The 15729-nt window shown below is 46.4% G+C and carries 13 protein-coding genes and 1 tRNA gene; 7 read left to right on the top strand and 7 right to left on the bottom strand.

What is annotated here, in order from left to right; genetic code table 11:
* Positions 1–76 precede the first annotated feature (76 nt).
* The 4 genes from HNP76_RS06075 (at position 77) to HNP76_RS06060 (ending at position 2963) form a co-directional block, all read left to right on the top strand.
* Positions 77–1024, top strand: coding sequence for a tyrosine-type recombinase/integrase (locus tag HNP76_RS06075; RefSeq protein WP_184658519.1), 948 nt, complete (start codon positions 77–79; stop codon positions 1022–1024).
* 58 nt (positions 1025–1082) lie between these two features.
* Positions 1083–1157: transfer RNA gene (locus HNP76_RS06070), tRNA-Arg, on the top strand.
* An 87-nt stretch (positions 1158–1244) separates the two neighbouring features.
* Positions 1245–1898 (top strand): hypothetical protein, encoded by a 654-nt coding sequence (locus tag HNP76_RS06065; RefSeq protein ID WP_184658516.1) that lies wholly within the window; start codon positions 1245–1247, stop codon positions 1896–1898.
* A gap of 51 nt (positions 1899–1949) precedes the next feature.
* Positions 1950–2963: a glycosyl hydrolase family 18 protein gene (locus HNP76_RS06060; RefSeq protein ID WP_184658514.1), complete on the top strand. Its 1014-nt coding sequence runs from the start codon at positions 1950–1952 to the stop codon at positions 2961–2963.
* On the opposite strand, the gene HNP76_RS06055 is transcribed toward HNP76_RS06060, so the two are convergent.
* The 6 genes from HNP76_RS06055 to fdxA form a co-directional block, all read right to left on the bottom strand.
* Positions 2960–5050: an ATP-dependent helicase gene (locus HNP76_RS06055; RefSeq protein WP_184658512.1), complete on the bottom strand. Its 2091-nt coding sequence runs from the start codon at positions 5048–5050 to the stop codon at positions 2960–2962. The genes HNP76_RS06060 and HNP76_RS06055 overlap by 4 nt on opposite strands.
* A gap of 8 nt (positions 5051–5058) precedes the next feature.
* The gene (locus tag HNP76_RS06050) at positions 5059–7611 is read right to left on the bottom strand and encodes a penicillin-binding protein 1A (RefSeq protein ID WP_184658510.1); all 2553 of its coding nucleotides are present in this window, start codon (positions 7609–7611) and stop codon (positions 5059–5061) included.
* Between the two features lie 202 nt (positions 7612–7813).
* Positions 7814–8812 carry a hypothetical protein gene (locus HNP76_RS06045; protein ID WP_184658508.1) on the bottom strand — a complete coding sequence of 333 codons (999 nt, stop codon included), beginning with the start codon at positions 8810–8812 and terminating at the stop codon, positions 7814–7816.
* Positions 8813–8900: 88 nt separating this feature from the next.
* Positions 8901–9965 (bottom strand): peptidoglycan DD-metalloendopeptidase family protein, encoded by a 1065-nt coding sequence (locus HNP76_RS06040; protein ID WP_184658506.1) that lies wholly within the window; start codon positions 9963–9965, stop codon positions 8901–8903.
* A gap of 2 nt (positions 9966–9967) precedes the next feature.
* Positions 9968–10324: a hypothetical protein gene (locus HNP76_RS06035; RefSeq protein ID WP_184658504.1), complete on the bottom strand. Its 357-nt coding sequence runs from the start codon at positions 10322–10324 to the stop codon at positions 9968–9970.
* A gap of 84 nt (positions 10325–10408) precedes the next feature.
* The gene (fdxA, locus tag HNP76_RS06030) at positions 10409–10582 is read right to left on the bottom strand and encodes a 4Fe-4S ferredoxin (protein ID WP_184658501.1); all 174 of its coding nucleotides are present in this window, start codon (positions 10580–10582) and stop codon (positions 10409–10411) included.
* A 158-nt stretch (positions 10583–10740) separates the two neighbouring features.
* Here fdxA and deoC point away from each other — a divergent pair, with 158 nt between their 5' ends.
* Genes deoC through udp form a run of 3 tightly spaced genes read left to right on the top strand, consistent with a single transcriptional unit; the run spans position 10741 to position 13033 of the window.
* Positions 10741–11457 carry a deoxyribose-phosphate aldolase gene (gene deoC / locus HNP76_RS06025; RefSeq protein WP_184658499.1) on the top strand — a complete coding sequence of 239 codons (717 nt, stop codon included), beginning with the start codon at positions 10741–10743 and terminating at the stop codon, positions 11455–11457.
* Positions 11457–12230, top strand: a complete 774-nt coding sequence (gene recO / locus HNP76_RS06020) for a DNA repair protein RecO (protein ID WP_184658497.1) — start codon at positions 11457–11459, stop codon at positions 12228–12230. Before deoC ends, recO begins: the two co-directional genes overlap by 1 nt.
* A gap of 14 nt (positions 12231–12244) precedes the next feature.
* Complete coding sequence (udp, locus tag HNP76_RS06015; RefSeq protein ID WP_184658495.1) at positions 12245–13033, top strand: uridine phosphorylase; 789 nt, start codon at positions 12245–12247, stop codon at positions 13031–13033.
* 101 nt (positions 13034–13134) lie between these two features.
* On the opposite strand, the gene HNP76_RS06010 is transcribed toward udp, so the two are convergent.
* Positions 13135–15633: an EAL domain-containing protein gene (locus HNP76_RS06010; RefSeq protein ID WP_184658493.1), complete on the bottom strand. Its 2499-nt coding sequence runs from the start codon at positions 15631–15633 to the stop codon at positions 13135–13137.
* Positions 15634–15729: the final 96 nt, after the last annotated feature.

Below are 15729 nucleotides of genomic sequence, written 5' to 3'. Positions count from 1 at the left end.
CTTTTTTACAAGCATTTTTCCTTTCCTTTGCTAGAATATTCCTTATACCAATCTACTACTTATAAGGAGTGTGCTTATGAAGATCAGGGAACTTTCTCAAACAATGTTCGTGCGTGGCGAAGATCAGGTTGCCCGCCTTGAGATGCTTGGTAAAAACCTTTCAGACAAAACGCTTTCCCAAAAAAGAAGGCTGCTTGACCTTATTGTTGGACGTTTTGGCGAGGAAGATATTGAGTCAATTCCAAGTGCCAAAATCGTCAAATACCTCTTTTCGCTTGACCTTTCCAGAAGCTCTTCATGGAAAAATCACTATCTTCAGGTATTTAAGGAATTGTATGGAGAATATGTCTGGAGGACAGGCCTTGAAATCCTTGTGCCCAATTTTCCGCGCTTTTCCAACAGTTCGAAAAAGGCTGACGTTTTTTCTACCGAAGAACTGAACCTCTTTTTTAACAGCGCACTTTGGGAGAACGAGGCTGAATTCCTTCTTTTTTATGTGACGGTGAACTGTGGCCTTAGAATGGGAGAGGCCAGGGGCTTGAAGGCCAAGCAGTTCAATTTCAGGAAACACATTCTTCTTGTGGACGGATTTATCCGCTTTGACGGCTCCAGGACGAATTTCAACAAGTCCGGCAGCATCCGGGAAAAGAAAATCCGGGTCGTGTTTTTGCCGACCGAGCTTGAAAGAAAGATAAAGTCCTATTTCAAGAGAAATGATTTTTCGCCCGAAGACTATATTTTTACGAAAAACGGCAAGCCTTTCCGGGCGGAATTCTGCGACCGGCTTTTTAAGAAAATGCTGGACAGGTCTTTGATTGAAGCCAAGGGGCGGAAACTGACTCCGCATTCACTCCGCTACACTTATGTCACAAGAATGAGGCGCTATCTGAACGGAGAGGTCGTCAGGCTTTTGGTGGGCCATACTTCCCAGGAAATGACCGACTATTACACCAAGCCTTTGATTGAGGACATGATAAAGCAGATTGCTGAAAGCAGGGAGGCGGCTGAAAAAATCTTTTCTTAGAATTTTCATGCTCAATCCGATTGCAAAAAGTCCTACAATCTGATATATTATTTGTCACGAGATTGTAGCTCAGTTGGATTAGAGCATCTGCCTTCTAAGCAGAGGGTCGCGTGTTCGAATCACGCCAGTCTCAGAAGCGGTTCATTTTTGAGCCGCTTTTTTTATGTCTTGAAAAAAAAGCCTAAGTTTGATTTAATAATAGAATAAAAAGGAGTTCTCGATGAAACTGTCTAATAAGTTTTTGGTTTTACTTGGTCTTTTTGCTTCAGCTTTCTTAATTTCCTGCGGGTCTACTGCAACAATGGAAAAATCACAGCCTGCAAAACCTGCTGAAAAAAAGCAATCAATGGGCAGTTCCGGGGGAATTTCAAGCCGTTCCGAGCTTAGCGTTGGTTCAATTAAGAGCCATGGGCTTGATAAGCTGCCAAAGCGCCTTACAGAAGCTCCAAAGTTCGATTTTACAGGCGATTCATTGCAGATTGAACTTGAGAATATGTATTACGACGGATTTGAGGTGATTGCCGACGATTCAGCTTCCGGCTCTTTTGGTCTCCGCCTCGAAAATGAGTCTTCTTGGGCTATCGCAGAGGTCAATTTCCCGGCTGGAACTTATCAGGGAATGGCCAGCGTTTATGCTCCTGACACAAAAAAATCACGCTTCAATGTTTACATCAACAAGGATTCTTACCTAGTTTACGGCTCAGAGCCTCCAATCGGCAAATATGAGCTTACAACCCGCTCTGTCGTAAGCTTTACCCTTGATCAGCCGACTACCGTTACCCTTAAAATTCAGCAGAATGATGTAAATAATCCTGCCAATAACGGCCAGAACGGCATGACTCTTGATTACGTCCTTTTCAAAAAAGTAAACTAAGCAATTAAATGGCCACCCGAATTTACCGATAATGGGTAAGGGGTGGTCATAGTGAAAAAGTTTTTCCTTCTTTCTTTTGTTTTTATCTCTTTTTTTAGTTTTCCTTCAAATCTTTTAGCCCAGAATCTGGATTCGCCAATTGAAAGCCCTGCACCTGAAGAAGAAGCGCTTTCTTTTAAGGAGATTTGGGGCTATGTCATGATTGGAGAAGAAAGCTGTTTTTCCAATGACTATCCGGTTACTGACGTGGGCTATTTTGTCAGCGCCGTGAGCAATTTTTCGGATTTCAGGCCTGTTCCCAAGCGGTCTGAGAAATTCCCGGATTTTAAAGGGCGTATTCATATCGTTTCCAGCGTGGATTCCAAGGCTCAGACCCATCTTCTTCTCGACCCGAAACTTCCCCTTCGCAATAAAATCATAAAGCAGCTGGTAAAGGAAGCCAAGGACTATGACGGCGTTCAGATTGACTGGGAACTTGTAATGAAGGAAGATGCCCACAATTTCTGGAATTTTTTGAAGCAGCTGAAAAAACGCCTGCACGGAAAAATGCTTACGGTTGCGATTCCTGCCAGAACGAGGACTCTGGAAAAAGACGCCTACAACTACGCTGAACTTTCAAAAATCGTGGACAGAATAATCGTAATGGCTTATGACGAGCACTGGTCTACGAGCTCGCCGGGCCCCATTGCTTCCCTTGCCTGGTGCAAGAGAATCGCTGATTACGCAAAGACTGTGATTCCCGAAGACAAACTTGTCATGGGCTGTCCTTTTTATGCCAGGGCCTGGAACAACGAGAGCGTGGGGCAAAAGGCCTACAGAATGTACCGCGTGGACAATGTAATAAAAGACGTTCAGGCTAAGGCCTTTAAAATTTCCGCCAACGGAGACTTAAGCTTTTCTTTCGACACGACGACCAGAGTTACAATGTTTTATGATACAGTCGAGTCCTCTGTTAAAAGATGCAGAAGCTACAGGGAAAACGACATTACCCGCCTTGCATTCTGGCGGGTAGGCCAGGAAAACACGGAATTCTGGGAGAGGCTGAAAATCGAGGGAGCGGATTAGAATCCCGGAACTTTGGGCGCTGTGAATTTCTTTTTCATCTGCTGGAGCAGGTCTATTGCCATGTCTGCGCTCACTTCTTTCTGGGGCTCGTGGTATTCTACCAGGTGCGGCGGAATTTCGTCCAAAAAGCGGCTGGGCTGGCTTTCTACAGAACTGTTCTGTCTGCGACGGCTGCGGCAGCTTGAAATAAGGAGCTTGTCGCGGGCCCTGGTAATTGCAACATAGAAAAGACGCCTTTCTTCTTCGACCGCCGCATCTCCGCCCTCATCAACGGCCCTTCCGTGAGGAATCAGGCCTTCTTCGGTTCCTGCAATGAATACGACCGGGAATTCCAGTCCCTTTGAAGCGTGAATGGTCATCAGGTTGACTTTGCCAAGGTTTTCGTCATCGTCAAGGTCGTCACGGCTTAAAAGGGTGATTCGGTTGAGGTAGTTGTAGAGAGTAGGCTCGCCTGATTCCGGGTTGTTTTCCCAGCGCTCGATTGAGCCGATCAAGCTTTCGATATTGAGCATCTTAAAGCGGGCTGCCTTTTCGGATTTTGGGTTTTCGCCAATCAGATAATCAAAATAACGGATGTTTTCGACCATCGTGCGCACTTTTTTTGCAAGTCCGTGGCCGCCCAGCATCGACTTGTTTCCTTCAATTATGTCAACAAAGGCCTTGAGGTTCTGTTTTGTTCCCTCAGAGAAAGATTCGTCGTCGAAGTCTGGATGAGAGGATTTTTCTGAAATCGTTCCTCCCTGCATGAATAAATCTGCCTCGTTGTCGCCCACTTCAAGCAGGGCGTTGATTGCTTCCCAGAGGGAGCAGGAAAGGTTCTTTGCGATTTCGTTGAGCTTTTCGATTGTAGCCCTTCCCAGGCCCCTTCGCGGTGTGTTTATGATTCGCAAGAGGTTTACGTCATCGTCGTGGTTTGAGATTACGCGCAGGTATGAGATTATGTCCTTGATTTCCTTTCGCTGGAAGAATGAAGTTCCGCCGCTCATGGTGTAGGGAATGTTTTCTGCAAGAAAGGCTTCTTCGATTGCGCGTGACTGGGTGTTTGCCCTCATGAGGACGCAGAAATCATCGTACTTGCGTTTTTCTGAAACACAGATTCCCTGAATCGTCTCAGTGATGAAAGCCGCTTCCGCAGTTTCGTTTTCCGGCATGTAGATTTCAATCGGCTTTCCGTCGCCCTTTCCGCTCCAGAGTTCCTTGTCCTTGCGGTTGGTGTTGTGCTTGATGACGCCGTTTGCAGCCGCAAGAATAGTGCCTGTCGAGCGGTAATTCTGCTCCAGACGGATTTCCTTTACGTCCTTGAAGTCTTTTTCAAAATTGATGATGTTCTGATAGTCGGCACCCCGCCATGAGTAAATAGACTGGTCATCGTCACCAACGACGGCGATATTGTTGTCTGCAAGAAGACGCATGAACTCGTACTGCTGGTGGCTTGTGTCCTGGAACTCGTCGACCATGATGTACTTGTAGCGTTCCTTGTACTTGGCTAAGATTTCCGGATGCTCTCGGAAAAGCTTAATCGGCAGGGTAATCAAATCGTCAAAATCAACCGCGTTGTAGAGCTTGAGTCCTTCCTGATAGCCTTCATAAAGGTCCTTGTACATTTCGTTTTCGATTGTCCACTGCTTGCGGCCAGTCTTGATGTCTGAAATCAAAATTCCAACCTGATAGACGTCGAGTGCGTCAGGGGAGTAGGCAAGTTCCCGGCCTGTTTCCTTAATCAAGGCATTGCGGTCAGTTTCGTCGTAGATTGAGAAATTTTCGCGGTAGCCCAGGGCTGAGATTTCCTGCCTTAAAATACGTACACCGAAAGCGTGGAATGTGGAGATTGTGAGAAGAGGCAGCTTTTTGCCCGTCAAATCCTTGATTCGCTCGCTCATTTCGCGGGCAGCCTTGTTTGTAAAGGTGAGGGCCAGAATCGCGCTCTGAGGAACGCCTGCATCAAGCATGTGAGCAATTCTGAATGTAATTACGCGTGTCTTTCCGCTGCCGGCCCCGGCAATAATCAGAATGGCGCCGTTGATTGTCATTACGGCTTCATACTGCTCGGGGTTCAGCTCGTTTTTAAGATCTGATAAGTCTGTCATGATAAATTTTAATCCAAAAGGAAGTTGTAGTCCGGTGCATTTCCAAATTCGTCTTCCTGCAGGAAGTCGTAAGATGAACTCATAGAAGAATCCATGCGGGAAGTGCCGTCAAGGTCAAATGTAAGCGGATTATTGTCCTTGATAATCAAGTCACTTGCAAAACCGGCCCTGTATAATTCCTGTTCGAGGCGGTAGAGGCCCAGAATCCTTCCTGCTGAGTTTCCAGAATGAACAGTGCAGAGTTCCGTCGGCTGAGTTCCGTCGAGGAAGGTGAGGGTGATTTTGTGGTCTTCGCAGTCTTCTGTTGGCAGGGCGCCTGATACAGAGCAGACTGTGACGTCAACCGTGCCTGTTGAAGGACGGACGAAATTCTTGTATGGAAGGCCTTCGTGTGCTTTCTGCATGAAGCTGGCCATTGCGTAACCTGCCAGAGTAGAACCAGTAAGCTGAAGGCCAAGTGACTGACCCGGTTTATCAAAGCCGAACCAGAAAATTGACGTGTAATATGGTGTAAAACATGCCGTCCATGCGTCTGCCCAGTTCTGGGTGGTTCCTGTCTTGCCGGCTGCCGGAATCGTGTATTTGCGGCCGCTTGAGTCACGGTAGGTGAATTTGGCACCGTTGCCTGTCGGACCTGCCAGAGTACCCGATTTGACTGTGTTTTCAAGCAGTTTTGTCATTGTATAGGCTGTCTGCGGAGAAATAATCTGGGATGCGGCACCTTTTGCCTGCTGCTTCTGCCTTACGTCCTTTTCAGGATTGAGGAAGACATTTCCGTTCTTGTCCTCGACATTTCTAATGGCGATTGGAACGACTTCCTTGCCGCCGTTAGCAAAGCAGGCGTAAGCGTGGGCAAGCTCGATCGGGCGGACTGAACATACGCCGAGGCCAATCGGATAGCCCGGAACAAAGCCACGGTTTGGAACTTCTTCCTTTGGAATGCCGAGAAGGTCGATTGCCCGGTTGATGGCTGTGTCAAAGCCGATTCCGTCAAGAATCTTGAGTGATGGAACGTTCATTGAGTGGGCCAGGGCGTACCAGAGTTCTACGTCGCCCTTCCATTCACCGCGGAAATTCTGAGGAATGTATGGCTTGCCGTCTGCCGTGTGGAAGACGACCGGAGTGTCTGAAATGATTGTGCTCGGAGTGAACTGCTGGGAATCAATTGCGGCGCTGTAATAAAGGGGCTTGAAAGATGAGCCCGGCTGCAATTTAGCCTGAACAGCTCGGATAAACTGGTTTTCGCCGTCGAATTTGCTTCCTCCGACCAGGGAAGTGATGTAGCCTGTTGAGTTTTCGATGGCAATCATCGTTCCTTCGATGACGTTCTTTCCGACATTGGATTTTGCTACGGCATTTGCCTTGTTTGCGATTCCGACTTTGAGTGAATCGACGCCACAGACCAGGGAGAGGACATCGACGATAGGATTTATTGTTTTTGTGTATGTCGAAAGGGCAAGAGCCTCGTTGCGCTGCTGGGAGACCTTGAGCTCGCCAAGATTGAAGGTGAGCGTGAGAAGCTCAGTCAGCGGTGTATAGATTTTGAAGGCCTCGTTCTGGCGCTCTGAACTTGAACGCTGGTAGCTGCGGTTTGCGTAAGCTATGTAGCGCTCCATCGTGTTCTGGGCCGCAATTTGATTTTTGAGGTTGAGGGTTGTGTTTACGGTAAAGCCGGAAGAATAAATGTCGTCCGTGCCGTAAATCATGTTTGAAAGCTCGCGGCGTACATATTCGGAGAACCAAGGGGCATTGTCATCGCGGGTGCGGATCTGGGTGTTTCCTGTTCGCGTGTAATCGAAATTTGCCCAGTATTCTTCAAATGATGAGTCTGACTGTTCCTGAGTGATGAGGCCGCTTTCGACCATGGCTGAAAGAACATATTTCTGCCTGTCCATTGCCCTGTTTGGGTACTCGAATGGATTGTAGTGGGCCGGGTTTGAAAGCTGAACTACGAGAATGGCTGCCTCGGCCGGTGTGATTTCCGTGGCACTGTGGCCGAAATAGTATTTGCTTGCGGCGTTGACACCGTATGTGCCGCCACCGAAGTAGATTTTGTTCAGATAAAGCTCAAGGATTTCGTTTTTGGAGAAGCGGCGCTCCATCTGGATTGCCCACCAGAGTTCCTTGAGTTTTCGCATGTAGGACATGTCGCGGCGGTCGCAATAGATGGTGCCTGCAATCTGCTGGGTGAGGGTAGAACCGCCTCCCAGTGAAAGGTGCAGGGCCTGACCGACTACGGCACGGAAAAGCGCCTTGATTGAGAAACCGTGATGGCTGTAGAAAATGCGGTCTTCGCGTGAGACGAGGGCGTCAATCATGTGCTGGGGAAGATGATTGATGCTGATGATTTCACGCTTTTCTTCGCTGGCAAGTTCAGTGATTAATTCGCCGTTGATGTCAAGAATCCTTGTGGGAAGAGCCGTGTCAAATTCAGTGAAGTTTTCGTTGTCGATTATGTATTTTGTATTTGAAAGGGCAAGACCAAGCGAAATTCCAAAAACGCCTGCAAAGAAAAAAAGCCCTGAAATCATTACGACAGTAAATTTGCTTAATTTTTGCATTTACATAGAATACAATTTATAGAAGATAATGTAAAGATTTGCCGGGATTTTGCTTAGTCAAAGAAAAGGGGCTGCCAATTGGCAGCCCCAATTGCCCATCAGGCAAGTCGGGCACCAATGGGTGGGAGGGGATAATTGCGTGCCCGACTTTTATATTATCGCTAGAATTTGCCGAAATCTTTAGTGGAATTGAAAAAGAATTTTAGTCTTCTTCGGAGATTGATGCGTCTACGTTGAGGTTGACTGAATATGTGCGGCCGTTCATTGCAGAGACAGTTTTTACGATTTCGTAGTCGCCCAGAATGAACTTGACCGTGTGCTCGCCCTGAGTGACGATTATCGGCTCAGATGAGACTTTAATCGGATTGCCGTCGAGGAAGACCTGAGTGTCCTTGGGGCAGAGAAGCTTTAAGAGAGGCTCGATTCCGCGGAGATTTACGGAAAGGGATGTGGTTTTTGCCTGCTCGATACGGAAGGTACGCAGTTCGTTGCGGTATGAGTCGCTGACAATGGAAAGATGATGCTCTCCTGTGGTAAGGATTTTGTGCTTGTAATCCTGAACCGGAAGGTCATCAATAAAGACTGAATATTGCTTTTCTTCGGAAGAGGGCGGATTGGTTGTCAGGGCCAGGGCTCCCTTGTTTTTGAGAACAGGTTTTGCCGTAATTTCAAGAATGGAATTTTCGAGAGACTCAGGAACACCCTTCATTACCATCATAAAGCGCAGGAAAATGCCTGGAAGGGCCGGCTGCACCGGTAACTTGACGGAATAGGGATTGTCCTTGATTGAAAAATCATTTGAGACAGGCGCGTAAATTGTGAGCGAGAAATTGCCCGGAATTGTAGCGACGTGAATGTGCTCTCCGTAATAGCTCTGGGTGTTTTCGCTTGGGCTTGGTTCCAGTCCTTCGTAAAGCATGTAGGCGACTGAATCCCGCCAGGTGACTAGGTCTTCCGGAATTTTGAGGTTAAGCTCGACTCCGCTGATGTATGTGAGGTCTTTGGGAAGGGTGACCCAGAGGGCATCGTTGATTCCGCTTTCGACCGTGATTTTTTCTGTGATTCCGTTGAAAGCGATTGGAATGAGTTTTCGGACGCGGAAATTCTCAGCATGGGCAGAAAGGCCTGCAAGAAAGAGCAAAGAGAAGATTATTGATTTCCTTGAAAAGCTGATTTTTGATTTTTTGCGTGAAAAATTCATAATTCCAATCAATATAAACAAGTATAGTACATGAAGAATTATTTTTCTATGGCAGGGAGAGGAAATTTGCTGAAATTTATCTAAAATTTTAGAACATTTTTGCCGGATCTTTTGGAGTTCCGTTTTCCCTGACTTCAAAATGCAGGTGGGGTCCGGTTGAAGCTCCTGTCGTGCCGACAAGACCTATGCATTCCCCGGTTGATACCGCTTGTCCTTTTTTTACGAGGATTTTTGAAAGGTGGGCGTAAAGGCTGGTCGTGTTTTTGTCATGGAGAAGGACGATGTAATTTCCGTAGATTTCGCTGTAGGCCGCTGTCTTGACCCTTCCGTGCTTGCAGGCGAAAACTTCCGTTCCGATCGGGGCTGCAAGGTCTATTCCTGCATGGAATTTCCATTTGCCTGAAATCGGGCTTGTTCTGTAGCCGAATTCTGACGTGATGATTTTTTTGCTCAGGGGCAGCTGCATTCCCGTGTCGTGGAAAAAGGCTATCTGGGTTGGTGAAAAGGTCAGTGAGGGAAGAAAGTAGAATTCCCGGTCGTCGATTTCAAAGACTTTCGTTTCCTCACTGATAAAAGAAGCAAATTCCTTTTGGAGAAGGATTTCAAGGGCTGACGAGGCATTTTTTGGAATGTAGAGTCCCTGCTGGACCGGCAGAATCAGCTGCATTCCTGGCTTTACGGCCTGGGGATTTGAAATTCTGTTTATTGTAGCGAGTGTTCCCTGGCCTGTCTGAAAGCGGGCGTAGAGTCCGTTGAAAGTGTCGAGATATTTGTCCGGATCTTTCGTGACGGTGTATCTATAGAAAAGATTTTTCGGCTTTTCCATGTTTTTTGTGCGGCTTTCGCTCATGTTTTTGATTTTGCTCTGGAGCTGCAGGTCTTTTTGGTATTGAAGCCAGATTTCGTTTTCCTGCCGGATTCTTTCGTTCTGTTCCCTGATTTCTTCGAGTTCTTCCAGCGAACTTGCCTTTCCCTCTGGCTTGGGAGACTGATTGCGGGGATTTTGAATCTGCGGAAAATCTTCTGAATACAGCGGAATGATTTTGGGGGCTTCTTCGCCTGTGTAAGGAATATCAGAAATTTCCTGAGACTGGATTTGCGGGGAGAAGAGGCTTATTAATATGAGAAGGGATGCGGGCTTGAATTTTCTCATTTTTACAGATTTTCTGATGAAAGTTCAGTGCTTTTGGATTTCAGGATTTTTGATGCAAGAATGAAGAGGGCAGTGGCGGCAAGTAAAATCAAAAGGGCGGGCAGCCTTGAGCCTTTGGTTACGAAAATGAAGGAAAATGAAAGGCCTGCCGCTAGAATCAGAAATTTTACCAGAAAAAAGACTGCGGCTTTCGCTCCATGTTTTTTGATTTGCTTTATGAAGATGAAAATTAAAAAGGCTGCGATAAGGAAAGTGACCGTAAAGGAATAGAAGGTTGAAAATGTGGTTGCGCAAAAATAAAGTGGGAAAATAAGAAGTGAAGATAAAAGCGCACATGCAAAAATCAGAAAAACAAACATGAAAATATTGTAAAGCAAGACTTCGAAAAAAAAAAGGGCTGCCCTAAAAATGAAGGACAGCCTTTGCAAAAATATTAAGAAAACTTATGCCTCGCTGATTGCGCTTGCAGGGCACTCAGATGCACATGTTCCGCAGCTAACGCATTTTCCTGCGTCGATTTCGCGGTGTCCGTTGTTCTCTGAGATTGCTCCGACCGGGCAGTCAGGTTCACAAGTTCCACAGTTTACACATACGCTTGGATCAATTTTCATTGCCATAATTAGTTACCTCTTAATTAAGATTTGTAAAAATATTGTAACATCGAAAAAATCAGAAAACAAGTGGGCAGAGTACGAATTGCTTATTGCTAACATCTGAAAATGATAAGAATATTTTTGCTGGAAAGAAAGTCTTCCCTGTGCTAGAATTGTTCTTTATGGAAAAGAATTCAGAAAACATCAAAAAAATCGCATCCATGATTGACCACACTAACCTCAATCCGTGTGCGACAAAAAAAGACATTGAAAAACTGTGCGAAGAGGCAAAAAAATTCGGCTTTGCCTCTGTCTGCGTTAATCCTTATTATGTTCCCCTTGCGGCGTCTTTGCTTGAAGGAAGCGAAGTTAAGGTCTGCACCGTTGTAGGCTTCCCTCTTGGTTCTGTCTCAATTGATGACAAGGCCAGCGAGGCAGGTCTTGTTGTTGACGAGGGCGCCCGTGAAGTCGATATGGTCGTTAACCTGGGCCTTGTAAAAGACGGTGACTGGGAAGACGTTTTTGAGGACATTTATGCAGTCCGCTGTGCAATCAATGACGTCGTTGTTCCGGGCGACCCGAAAATCATCCTCAAGGTAATTTTGGAAACCTGCTATCTTTCTGACGAAGAAATCGTAAAGTGCTGCGAGTGTGCGGAAAAGGCTGGGGCTGATTTCGTTAAGACTTCGACAGGCTTTGCAATCCTCAAAGGTGCAGACGGAAAGCTTTTGCCTAACGGAGCGACTGTTCACGCCGTTGAGCTCATGCGAAAGACTGTCGGCGACAGGCTTGGAGTAAAGGCAAGCGGCGGCGTCCACAACTGGGAAGAAGCCGTAGCCATGGCCAATGCCGGTGCAAGCCGAATCGGAGCCAGCGCAGGCGTTCAGATCGTCAGTTAATGCGTAATTTTTCAACTCCCGCCCTTATTCTTTCCGTGCAGATAAGCGGGGAAAGCAACCGGCGGGTTACTATTTTTTCTCCTTCCGAGGGAATCCATTTTGCTACTCTTTACGGCGGGCCCAAGTCTAAGCTTCGCTCGCTTGTATCGCCCATGAATTCGGGCGTGATTTATCTTTACCGCGATGAAGTCAAAAAGCAGACCAAAATCACTGACTTTGACGTCAAAAACTGTCATCTTTCATTCCGGGAAAATCTTTTTAAGACTTATGCGGCTTCCCTTGCAACGGAAATTTTAATTAAGACAAAGTGCGCGGGCTTTCCTGAGGAAGCCTGGAAAATCGTGAACGGCTTTCTGGACGGAATCGAGCTTTCAACTGAAGACGAAAGCCGTCTGGGGCTGATCCGCTTTTTGTGGCGCTATCTTGGGCTTTTGGGCGTGCGGCCTGACTCTGCTGTCTGCTGCAACTGCGGCTCATCCCTTCATGCCCAGAAATTTACGGAAGATTCACTTTCACAAAAATACATTTATTCGCCTTTTGAAAACGGCTTTTCTTGCCCTGACTGTGCCAGTCTTGAAAAAGGAAACATCCAGCTTTCAAAGTCCTCGATCACATATCTTGAGGCAATTTCTTCCCTTTCGCCAAAAGAGGTCAGAAAAATCACTGTCTCAGGAAAAAGTCTTTTGGAAATGAAAAACCTGGTGTATAATTTAATAGAGCAGAATTGCGGTTCTAAACTTAATTCATTGGAATCGGGAATAGGAATTTTATAAGTGGAGGTTCATTTATGGTAGATTACACAGAAGGCTCTGGAAAGCAGTATCATACTGGAGTAGGGCCAAATGATATCGGAAAATACGTGATTATGCCGGGCGATCCCAAGCGCTGCGCAAAAATTGCTGAGCATTTTGACAATGCCAGGCTTGTTGCTGACGTCCGCGAATATACAACTTACACAGGCACTCTCGAGGGCCTTCCTGTTTCGGTCACTTCAACTGGAATCGGTGGTCCTTCGGCTTCGATTGCGATTGAAGAGCTTTCAAAATGCGGTGCCCACACATTTATCCGCGTTGGAACCTGTGGCGGCATGCAGGAAGAAGTCATGGGCGGTGACATCGTAATTGCGACAGGAGCCGTCCGCATGGAAGGGACAAGCCGAGAGTTTGCTCCGATTGAGTATCCTGCCGTTGCAAACATTGAGTGCGTAAATGCCCTTATGAACGCGGCTTCAAAACTCGGAGTTCCAAACCACACTGGTGTCGTCCAGTGCAAGGATTCATTCTTCGGGCAGCATGAGCCAGAGGTTATGCCAGTGAGCTACGAGCTCGAAAATAAATGGCAGGCATGGCTGCGCATGGGCTGCCTTGCAAGCGAAATGGAAAGCGCGGCTTTGTTCATAGCAGGCCAGTTCCTGCGGGTGCGGGTAGGCTCATGCTTCCTCGTTGTGGCAAATCAGGAGCGCGCAAAAAAAGGCCTTCCGAACAAGCAGGCCCACGACACCGAGGCTGCAATCACCGTTGCGGTCGAAGCGTTGCGTGAATTGATATTGAAGGACAAAAAATCAGGGAAAATCTAAGGGCTAGGGTATGTAGCCCCGAAGTTGCCGGCTTGCTGGCAATGAGCGTGAGCGAAGGGCGGAAGGCCCGACCGCCGCTTGCGGCGGTAGCCCCCAATTTTTTACAATCTGATTCCTACGATAAGTCTGTCCTCGCCGTTTTCCTTGACGAGGGAGACTTTTACCGTGTAAGGCCTTGCTTCTCCGCCCATCATAATCCGGGCGTGATACATGTAAAGGCCTTTTTTTTCTATTGCATCCATGATGGTTTCTTTGTAAAAGTCTTTCTGGAAGGCTTCGATATCGTCGGGGTGGAGAACCTTTGCTGAATTATTGCGGGTAATTTCAAAAAAGTTTGTTCCGCCTTTTGGAAGATTTAGCTCTGAATAATCTTTTGAGGCACTGTATTCGGTAAATTCTTCGGTTTCTGGATTTACGACATACATGCAGATAAAATCGCCCGAAAGGGACATGAGCCGTGAGTAGATGATTTTTTCCTGCTGGGCCTGTTCCGCAATCTTTTTCTGCTTTACCTGTGAGTCAACGTTGCTCAATGCGATGATTAGGTTTTTGCCGCCGTTCATCCGCATCACTTTCATGTTTACGTATATGAGTTTGCCGTCTTTTGTGATGCGGTAGTCGATTGAAAATCTTCCCTGTTCGGTAAGTTCCTTTTTTATATTCTCGACTGTAAAGATGCTTGCGAACATTTCACGGTCTTCTTCGTAGACAACCTGATTGACGGTTTTCATTTCGCCGCCGAAGAAATTTTCGCCGTGCCTTTCTGATGTCATTATGTCTTCGCCAACGTTCGATGTGTATTCGATGTATTTGCCGGTAGCAATGTTGACGTAAAAAAGCTTGAAGTAATCGGATGCAAGGGCTTTTGCGATGTTCGCGTAAGTGATTCCTTCTTCTGGAGATTTTATTGAAAGAACGCAAACTGCAAGTGCTTTTGTCTTTTTGACATGGTTTGTGGCCAGGTGCCGGACAAAGAAATTTGCAGTGGAGCCGTCTGAAAGAATTTCGTCTGTGAATGTGTTTTTGCCGTCTTTTGCGACCTGCATTGTGACTTTGAAAAAGTGCGAGCCCTGACCTTGCTTGGCCGTCTGTATCGGAATCGGAGTTCCTTCGATTGTCATTCCAAAGCAACGTGCGAAAAAGTTGCGGTAAGACTGGTTTGTGCGGACAAAGCGTACGTAATCATCGTCGAGTTCGATAATCGCCATAGGCAGCGTGTTGAAAATGTTGTCAAAGTCCTTTTCGCTTCCGTTGCTGATTACAGAGAGGTCATGAAGGTTTATCTGACCAATTGTTTCGTAGTATTTTGTTTCTGCCGGATTTTCAAAGCCGATGGCGATTTTTGTATCGATTCGCTCGAGAATCTGCTCTAGGGAATTTGGCTTGCTGTAGAAAAATCCCTGAATTTTTGAGCAGCCGATTTCTTTAAGGAACTGAAGCTGTACTTCTGTTTCAACGCCTTCGCATACTGTATCAACTCCAATTGCAAATGCCAGCTTCATTAACTCCGAGAGAATGATTTTGCCGTTGTTCTTTTCGTCGAAGTGACGCATGAAACTCATGTCGAATTTGATGAGGTTGAATGGAATTTCTTTGAGAACATTAAGAGATGAATAGCCTGCGCCGAAATCGTCCATCCAGACCTGAAAGCCCAGTTCCTGGAAGCGGGCAATCTGCTTTATCATGAAGTCAAAGTCGCTGCCGATTACGCTTTCGGTGATTTCGATGTTGATTTTGCTTCGAGGAATGCCTGCGATGTCAACTCTCGTGCGGATTTCCTCAACGATGTCGCAAGATTCGAAATCTGAGCGAGAGAGGTTGATTGAATGTGAGACTACAGAAATTCCCTGAGACTCAAAGTATTTCATCTTTTCGAGAACGCGCTCAACCACGTAGAGGTCAATTTTGTAAATCAGATTTTCTTCTTCGAGAACGGGAATGAAATCTGCCGGGGAAAGGAAGCCTTTTATCGGGTCAATCCAGCGGGCAAGTGCTTCCTCGTCACAGACCTTGCCGTTTACGGCACGCACGATAGGCTGGTAGTAGACTGTAATCCATCGTTCGGAAATTGCCCGGTTGAGGTTTTCGATTATGTAGCGGTGAGTTTCTTCGGCTTTTCGTGTTGTCTGGTCGTAATATGCGACGCCTTCTTTGTTTTCGTTTTTGAGGGTGTCACATGCGAGTTTGGCGCGGTCACAGGCAACGTTGATGCTTACGTCTTCGGTCTGATACTGGTAGATGCCGATGTGGGGATAAATTCCTGCCGTTGTATTGAAGATTTTGCAGCGCTCCAAAAAGTCACGGAGATTTTCCTTTATTTTTGTGTCGTCTGCAATGACTGCAAAGTGAACGCCTCCAAGACGGCAGCAGTTTTCTGCGTCAAAATAAGAGGCCATGATTGATGCGAAAGACTGAAGGTACTGGTTGCCGTCTGCAAAGCCGTTTTTCTGGTTGAAGTCTTTCATGCCCTGCAGACTTAAAAAGAGGAGTGCCGGTTGACCATTGTTTTTTACTATACTTTCTTTACGGGCTGCTGAAATCTCGAAGAAATAAGTCATGTTGGGCAGCTTTGTAATGTAGTCGTAATAATTAGCATCCATGGAATTTATTATAACACGTTGTCTGCATAATACAAATTCTTTTTTATGTTATTTTAAACTTTCTGTCTGTGGTTTATATTTTTTTTGATTTATGAT

Origin of the sequence: Treponema ruminis, from assembly GCF_014201975.1 — a bacterium.
GTDB lineage: Bacteria > Spirochaetota > Spirochaetia > Treponematales > Treponemataceae > Treponema_D > Treponema_D ruminis.
Note: the sequence above shows the minus strand (reverse complement) of the source record. Positions and strands in the feature narration are given on the sequence as shown.